The sequence below is a fragment of the Pseudoalteromonas sp. G5_S1_54_S4 genome (genome assembly GCF_054968565.1).
In genome coordinates this window covers 1-7,837 of record NZ_JBQKUL010000082.1, presented here as the reverse complement: position 1 = coordinate 7,837, position 7,837 = coordinate 1, and the positions used below count along the sequence as shown (strand labels likewise).

Annotated in this window: 5 protein-coding genes and 1 CRISPR repeat array; all 5 genes read right to left on the bottom strand. The window is 39.1% G+C overall.

Annotation, left to right across the window (positions count from 1 at the left end; all coding sequences use genetic code 11):
* Window positions 1–1,108: direct repeats of the CRISPR family, unit length 28 nt; unit sequence TTTCTAAGCTGCCTGTGCGGCAGTGAAC.
* Window positions 1,109–1,237: 129 nt separating this feature from the next.
* The gene (cas6f, locus tag ACTRWE_RS18500) at window positions 1,238–1,891 is read right to left on the bottom strand and encodes a type I-F CRISPR-associated endoribonuclease Cas6/Csy4 (protein WP_262975979.1); all 654 of its coding nucleotides are present in this window, start codon (window positions 1,889–1,891) and stop codon (window positions 1,238–1,240) included.
* A gap of 25 nt (window positions 1,892–1,916) precedes the next feature.
* Window positions 1,917–2,963 carry a type I-F CRISPR-associated protein Csy3 gene (gene csy3, locus ACTRWE_RS18495; protein ID WP_462880466.1) on the bottom strand — a complete coding sequence of 349 codons (1,047 nt, stop codon included), beginning with the start codon at window positions 2,961–2,963 and terminating at the stop codon, window positions 1,917–1,919.
* 25 nt (window positions 2,964–2,988) lie between these two features.
* Window positions 2,989–3,933 carry a type I-F CRISPR-associated protein Csy2 gene (gene csy2, locus ACTRWE_RS18490; protein ID WP_462880465.1) on the bottom strand — a complete coding sequence of 315 codons (945 nt, stop codon included), beginning with the start codon at window positions 3,931–3,933 and terminating at the stop codon, window positions 2,989–2,991.
* The gene (locus tag ACTRWE_RS18485) at window positions 3,930–5,213 is read right to left on the bottom strand and encodes a type I-F CRISPR-associated protein Csy1 (RefSeq protein WP_462880464.1); all 1,284 of its coding nucleotides are present in this window, start codon (window positions 5,211–5,213) and stop codon (window positions 3,930–3,932) included. Before ACTRWE_RS18485 ends, csy2 begins: the two co-directional genes overlap by 4 nt.
* A gap of 2 nt (window positions 5,214–5,215) precedes the next feature.
* On the bottom strand, window positions 5,216–7,837 hold a 2,622-nt coding region (cas3f, locus tag ACTRWE_RS18480), incomplete at its 5' end, for a type I-F CRISPR-associated helicase Cas3f (RefSeq protein WP_462880463.1).

Here is a 7,837-nt window from a genome sequence, read left to right as displayed (position 1 = left end):
TTTCTAAGCTGCCTGTGCGGCAGTGAACCGAAAATCTATTTAATAACGATGCCTATGCGTTTTCTAAGCTGCCTGTGCGGCAGTGAACATTATTACAAAGAGCACTACAATACCGCTGGTTTTCTAAGCTGCCTGTGCGGCAGTGAACAACAATTAAGCTCGGTCGGTATCTACCCCAAGTTTCTAAGCTGCCTGTGCGGCAGTGAACTACGCGGGCCAGTTATACGGCATGGGCATTGTTTTCTAAGCTGCCTGTGCGGCAGTGAACAGCTGCTGCATGCGTAGCTGCTCAACCATCATTTTCTAAGCTGCCTGTGCGGCAGTGAACATGTTGTCAGCGGCGTGTAAGCTGCCAGCCATTTTCTAAGCTGCCTGTGCGGCAGTGAACACTCATTGAATTTGCTCTCAGTGTCCGTTATATTTCTAAGCTGCCTGTGCGGCAGTGAACAACAAGTTTTAAACTTAACGTTACAACAGCTATTTCTAAGCTGCCTGTGCGGCAGTGAACTGTCGGCTACTAGTGGTGTTACTGCATATGACTTTCTAAGCTGCCTGTGCGGCAGTGAACGCTCAACAAAGGGCGTATGGCATGGGCTTTGTTTTCTAAGCTGCCTGTGCGGCAGTGAACATAACCAATATAATAATAACAACTCTGAATGATTTCTAAGCTGCCTGTGCGGCAGTGAACATTTATTTGCTGGCGGGGGCGGTACCACTTTATTTCTAAGCTGCCTGTGCGGCAGTGAACTCAAATTGTAGTTTTAGTTAAATTATGTGGGGTTTCTAAGCTGCCTGTGCGGCAGTGAACGCGGGGTTAGTTGGTGAACTTCCGCCCCATCTTTTCTAAGCTGCCTGTGCGGCAGTGAACACAGGGCTGTCAAAAATAGAAGCCTTTGCACTTTTATAAGCTGCCTGTGCGGCAGTGAACGGAGCGTCTAATAAGTACCCAGTGGTTGAACTTTTATAAGCTGCCTGTGCGGCAGTGAACCAAAGTAATGGCTTTTCGCGTTTCGAAGTCCTTTTATAAGCTGCCTGTGCGGCAGTGAACTATGAACGCGCAGAGGCTACCGATATGTCGGCTTTATAAGCTGCCTGTGCGGCAGTGAACTATAGAATATCAGCATAAAAATAAGTTACAACAGGCTGTTAGGGTAAATATGCTAATTTTACCTTATAAAAAACGACCTATTGTAACTTGCTGTTTTTATATCATATTTTTAAAGAGCAAAAATAAAGGTTAAAACTGAGGAATACTTGCCAGCCTTCCTTGTTTGTTATGGTGTGAACTTAAACCATAACAATTAAATACACCCGTTTGGTGTTCCTCAAGCCCTACTCTTTTGATAAACAATGGAAACTTTCGGCTGTCTCCAGTGTTCCGTTGCTTAGTTTCTTGGCTTTCTAGCCAAATAAAAGGTAATGAGTTATCTGCTTTAGGCTTAGTTTTTTCAAGCTCTGTTAAGCAGGCATCAAGCGGTTGCCCTGATTTTTCAGCCCAGCGCTGTGCTTTACTTAACATATCCTTTTCGATACGAGCATCACCTTTTACTTGTTGGCGAACAAAGGCAATGTGAGTGGCATTATCGGGCACTGGCTTGATCGACTTAATATGTACGTAGTCTTCTAAACGACTTAACCATTTTGAAATGTTAAGTTTAGTGAGTTGCGATTCTTCCTTTGCCAGTAACCTTAATTGATTGCCAAGCGGAAACGCATGCTTACTACTTTTTTCAGTACTATAGCGCGGAAAACTCACCGCTATCGCTGATTGGTTTTCAGCAATTTTGTTCTCAACTAAGGCTATATGCACTTGTTGGTAAACCTTTTGCCAGAGAAAGCCGAGGGTAATATCAGCTTCTGGCAGTAAGGTAATATCGAGATAATATTTCATGTCTCTCTCCTATATGGCCCAAAAGCTATTTATCACTTTCGCCAAACACACCACCGCGCACTAGGATGGCCATCACATAGTGCTCATCTTCAATACGTTCTAACTCTGTACCGCGTGCCCATTTGTCAAAAAAGGTGTAAAAATCTTGTTTGTCTTTTGGGGTTCTATACGCTTTGCCTAAATTGGTAACCGCACCATAAGGTTCAATAGCAATTGGCCCAGCGGATTTTTCAGCATCATCAAATTCTGGATACCAAGTATCAATACTGCGCAGTGCATTACCTAACTTTTGCGAATGCATTGCAGCAATGTCATTTACTGAATAAAGAATTTTGCTTTTTTTATGTTTATCTTTATTGTTGTTCTTTTCAAAAACTAATTCTTCACTTGGATAAACTTCTTGCGCCTTGCCAACTTGTACAAAACAATTAATTTCTAACATTAAAAAATCGTCTTCACTTGATAATGCTGCAGCAATGCGCTCGCCTAACTCGATAACTTGCTTATCTTCATTATCAAAATGGCGCGTACTAAATTGTGTTGCATCAAATACCCAAGACTGTTTATTGTCTTTATTAAGCGCATTCACTTGTACTTCTATATTTTCTGCACCTACACGGTTGCGCCATAAAAAACGGGCATTCGCTAAGTTAAGAGCATAACGTTTACCTAGCTCTTTAAAACCTTCTTTTTCAATGTATGAATTTACCGCTTTAGTATAACTTTCTTTAAAAAGCGCATTGTTACAAGCTGAAGGAGTTTGTACTCCGCCTAATACTTTCAAGGTAAAGTGTAGCTTTAACGTGTCTTGCTCTGGTGCTAATGCACAGCTGTCAACCGTTTGTAAGTTAGGACTTTCTACTTTTGCATTTAATTTTACAGGATCGCCTTTTGTCGCCTTATCCAAACGATTTGAAATAGTGCCGCGTACCGATTTTTCAATGAGTTGTAGCGCTGTTTGACTAGCGTTACTATTTCGTTCTTCCCATTGTGTGCCGTACATATAACCATCTGATGGTACTAATTTCTTTTCAAATGCTAGTACTGATGCGGTGTCTTGATTTTTAGCCATGATAATTTTCCTTTAATAAATTAAGTTATGCGTAATATGAGTCTTCAATATCTTGTTCGGTTAGTATGATTTTTTGAGTTTGAGCACAAAGATATAAGTTATTGGTTTGATCCGTTTGATAACGCCACAATATTTCATCAATTGATTTAATACTGTGTGGCATTTTAAATTCCCCCAAAGTCACGACACTTTCAGCGAAACGATGCGGGGTGTTTGGATCACGTTGATTTTTAGCTTCACCTAATTCAGTCAAACCATGAAAACCGGTCGCAATAGGCACAAGCCAACCTTGGTTTTTGCGTTTACTTGTCCATATCACTTTCTCTTCATTCATTTCACCTGCTACTTTTTCACAATGATGATGAATGACGAGGTTATCTAGCAAAGCGTCCATTGCATCTTGCCCTGCACTCATTGCTTCCGTCATTAAGTCACGACGCTCAATCAAGGCATAGCCTGGCATAAGTTTGCGTGTTAATGCGCTAAGATCGGCTGTATTTCCATTTTCAACTTTGAAAAATAGTGGGGCTTTAAACGTTAAAATATCACCGCCAGCCATTTTCATATTGCTGTTAAGTAAATGGGTTATTTGCTCTTGTAATACTTGTTCGTCGTCTTTTTCTATACCCATGTATTCAATGACTAATGACACGGTTAAATGACAACGCGCTTCTTCGATAAATGCACTTCTTGCCCCCGTTTTATCTAACGGGTTACCCGTACCAATAATTGAGTGCACAAAATCATCTACGCCTTTGTGAGTTTGTAAATCACATTGATGGTTAATGACTGCAACACTATTAAATTTAATATCGCTATAGCCTTGAACATTTAATTTGCGCTGTAATGCATGCACCGCCCCAAGCCATCCTGTCATGGCAGGAAAACCAATAGTAAACGGGCTAGAAAGTGCATTGGCGTTATGTACTTTTATATGGGGTAATAATAACAATCGCTTTATGTTGTTCATTTTAAAAACTCCCTATTACGTTCAATCACTTCTGCAAAATGTAAGCGTTCCGCATCGCCTAATTTGATGGCTTTTTTATCTAGCACCTTTTCATAACTACGCGTTAACCATGTGGATATTTCAGTGATGAGTAAATTTAACCATTGCTCTGATTTTTCTCTTTCATCAGCAAAATCACTATGTAGCCAAGTCATCTGCACGCTTGATAGTGAAGACGTTTCCGCGTGGTATTGTGCTTGTGAAACTGCACGAACCGCCCACATTTTCTCGATGAGTAAATTTATGATTTGTTGCAGGTTACGATCTCTCGCATCACGAAGTTTGATATTGTTATAGTTAGTCTGAAATAGTTTATGCAGCGCTTTGAAATTATCTGCATATTCATATTTTTTAAATGACTCGGTAAAAAAATCACTTCTAGGAAAATGTATACTGCGTTTTTCAATACTCGGTGGCAACGATGATAAAAGGTGTGCTTTACCGCCATTTTGATTATTCAAAACACTAATATTTTGCGGTTTAGTTCCACCGTACCCGATTGTGGTTAAGCCGTAAATTTCACTAAAACCCTGCTCACTAAACTCGTTTTTGCGCTTTTTATCGCGAAGTTCTTTTACTTCATCTGAAAAACGTAATTTATCTAAGCGAGAACGTAATTGATAAACCATGCCCGAATTAGTTAACAGTGATAATTGGTGATAATCATCATCAACAGGAAAGTACACTTGTTTTATTTTAGAGCTGGTTTGAGGTTCAACGTCCTTAATCATTGATAATAAGCCAACTTTCAAATCATCATATGCCTCAGCACAATAACTTAATATTTTCTTCGCTTGTTCACTATCTTCACGTAAGTGCTCAAAGAATCGCCTACCATCTGCTAGAGTTAAAGACAGGAAAGCTCCTATTTCACCAATGCTACCCACTTCTGCGCCATTACCTGTCGAATCTAAATTAACCCCTATAACATTTCCTGTTTTTAGGAATCCATTATTTTCAAATACCCCAAGGTAAATAACAGGTGACACATAAGTTTTCTTTTTTATATTGGTATCGGAAGCACCAACATCTGGGTGAGTAAATTTACTAGGGTGACTTGAAAGAGCCCTTTTAACAGCCCCATTTGATGCATAAGATAACCAATGACTAAGTGAATAATGTTCATTACACTCTTTTATTAAACTTTCTTTTACCTCGGCAGACATTGCCGCTTTGATTTTTTTATTTTTCCAGTTTTCTTTTAATTTCTCAAAAAAATCATTCACTTCAACTTCTAACATCGTTAACCTCCTTTTTTATTCACTCTAACTAACCCAAACTGATCATTATATTCGTATTGTGCATTTTCACGTTCTACCATATTTATTTCTCCGTAACGCAATGACACCCGCTTAGGTGTCGCTAACCACGGTTCACTGAGGTACTTGATTAACAAGCTTTGATAATTACGTTCAAACCATAAATTTTGTCGTTGTTGTTCTGTTAATTCTATTTTCTTGATGTTTAGTATTGTTTCTCTGTTGATTACTTGATCATTAATATCAACTAAAGGCTTACCTTTATCGTCTTTTTCAGTGAAATAGCATTCGTCTTCATTTTCGTTATAAAACAAGAATAAATTAATGCTCGCTTCACTTTTTCGAAAAGGGGTTAACACTTGTGGCAAAGCGGTTAAGTACCATGTTTCGGTTAAGTAGCCTTGTAGGGTGTTTGCGCCAAATGCAGAAAAATTTGTTAATTGTGCTGCCGTTACTTTATGCTCGATAAACGCTAATAACTGCTTATCTGCTTGGGTTGGTACTTTTATTCTAGGCGTGGCATTTAAACTTTCATTAATGCATGTTTCGTTCACTAATTTATTGAGATCATGGGTGTGTAGGCTTTTATCCAAACCATCTTCGTAACCTGGTTTAACGAAATATTTTCCATCTAGCTTGTCATTGGTTTTAAATGCCTTGAGGTTATATTGCATTACGCTAATATTAGCTAACTCGACAGCCTCTGCTCTGTGACGTCTTACACGCCCAGCTAGTTGCACAATTGAGCGATAAGATGAGGGTTCAATAATTGCCCAATCAAAGTCATGATCGCGCCCTACTTCCTCAACCGGCGTTGCCACTAAAATAAACAACATATTCTTAATATGACTATTATTTTTAGCGCATGAGTCAAGATGATTACGGATCACCGAGTCGGAAAATGCTTTTTGTGGTACGCCTGCTTTTTCTTTGCGTTTTAAAACGTCATCAAGGTGTTTTTCTTGTTCATGTCGTAGCAACAAAACTTGCTGACTATGGTAAGCCATTACTTTTACTTGGGTATCTTCTGGGTAGTCGGCTTGTAATAAATATTTAGTTAATTCTACACATGGCGTTATATTGGCCACTCGTATTACACCAAATGAAACCTTGATTGCTGTTTTAGGATCAATACTATGATGCAGTTGATGTTTGGCTAAAGTCGCTTGCTTTACTGTTGAAAAATAATGAGACTGCTTGCTTTCTTCAGCTTCATTTTTTGGTGTTGATTCGTCTATCGAGAATAAAGGACAAGGCACAATATCTGCTTTACGTTTAGCGACTTGTTTACTTAGACTATTTACTCGTTTATCAATAAAGTGACTGTGTTTTAATTGATATTGCTCAATGGCCGGCTCACTTTGTGCAACACTGATACTATCTACTTGGGTAGTAAATTCATCGATCCATGCGTAACCTATTTCAGCTTTTGCTTCGTCTCGACTTTTAGTGAAAATTTTCCAGCCGTTTTTATAAGCATTAAAATAACCTAGCGCTAAATCAGGCGGAATAGTGGCTGATGAAATCATCACTTTTCTGCCTAACATGCCTGCTAAGTGAATAAGCCTGCCAATCGCGATTAAATCATCACCGGTGAAATCATCTATTTCATCAATTACTAAGTCAGATGACATTAACCGTAAACTTGGCAGAATATAGCGACCACCTCGTTTAGTTTCTGTCGCCGCCATTAAGTGATCAATGGTGCACGCCAGCACTGGTGCATATAAAAACTGTTTATCTTTAGTGCACGTTAATACTGTACTTAGCCCTTCTTCGGGTATTTCACAATCATAATCAATAAACTCATCTAGTAAGGCTTCTTGTGATTCGGAGCCTAAAACTTCATCAGTAATTTCATCTTGTATAATTTCTCGTTGATTATGCAGTTCAGCCACCGCCCGTGAACCTATTAACACGGCAAGATCAGCATTAGTTAAGCCGATTCTATCGCGATATTCATCACCCGTTTGCAAGGTTAACGTACGTAATCCAAGAGCCAGAATATAGCGCAGGCTTTTACCATCAGCCGATAACGCACGCATAACCTTAGCGTTGGCAAAGGTTTTTCCACAGCCTGTACTTGCCATGTTAACCGCAAAAAAGCCTGTTACTTTTTTATCTTGCTGCGTTTTCCATTCATTAATTTTAGTTACGGCTTTATCTTGCCATTTAAATGCTATAGGACTTGCTTTTCTTAACACTTGAATATCGGTTGCTACTGGTGGTTCTTTTTCAAATGCAGGCAATAAATGTGCGGTATTAAGCGCATTTTTTGCGACACCGACTAAGTGTTCATCAAGTTTTTGCTTTAGCTCACTGGTATCTCGATCCGTATTAGCGAATAACCCTGTGCTATCTTGCCAATTTTTGGCTGCATCTTGTGATGAATAATAGTGATCACCTAACATCAAACACAAACGCGCATGATGTAGCACCAAACGATAGCTACCATCTTGCATAGCAGCTTCAAGCAAAGGTAAATTATTGAGTAGGCTAGTTGCCCAACGTTTTATTTGTTTTCGCCACTCTTTTGATTCAGATAACAAACCATTTTGAAATTCAAAACAATGTTTTACGCGTTTCTTGTATTCTGCTTCATCTAT

Bases quoted from the DNA above. Each gene is read 5' to 3' on its own strand.
- cas6f (WP_262975979.1), bottom strand. From the start codon at position 1,891: ATGAAATATTATCTCGATATTACCTTACTGCCAGAAGCTGATATTACC.
- ACTRWE_RS18485 (WP_462880464.1), bottom strand. From the start codon at position 5,213: ATGTTAGAAGTTGAAGTGAATGATTTTTTTGAGAAATTAAAAGAAAAC.
- csy3 (WP_462880466.1), bottom strand. From the start codon at position 2,963: ATGGCTAAAAATCAAGACACCGCATCAGTACTAGCATTTGAAAAGAAA.
- csy2 (WP_462880465.1), bottom strand. From the start codon at position 3,933: ATGAACAACATAAAGCGATTGTTATTATTACCCCATATAAAAGTACAT.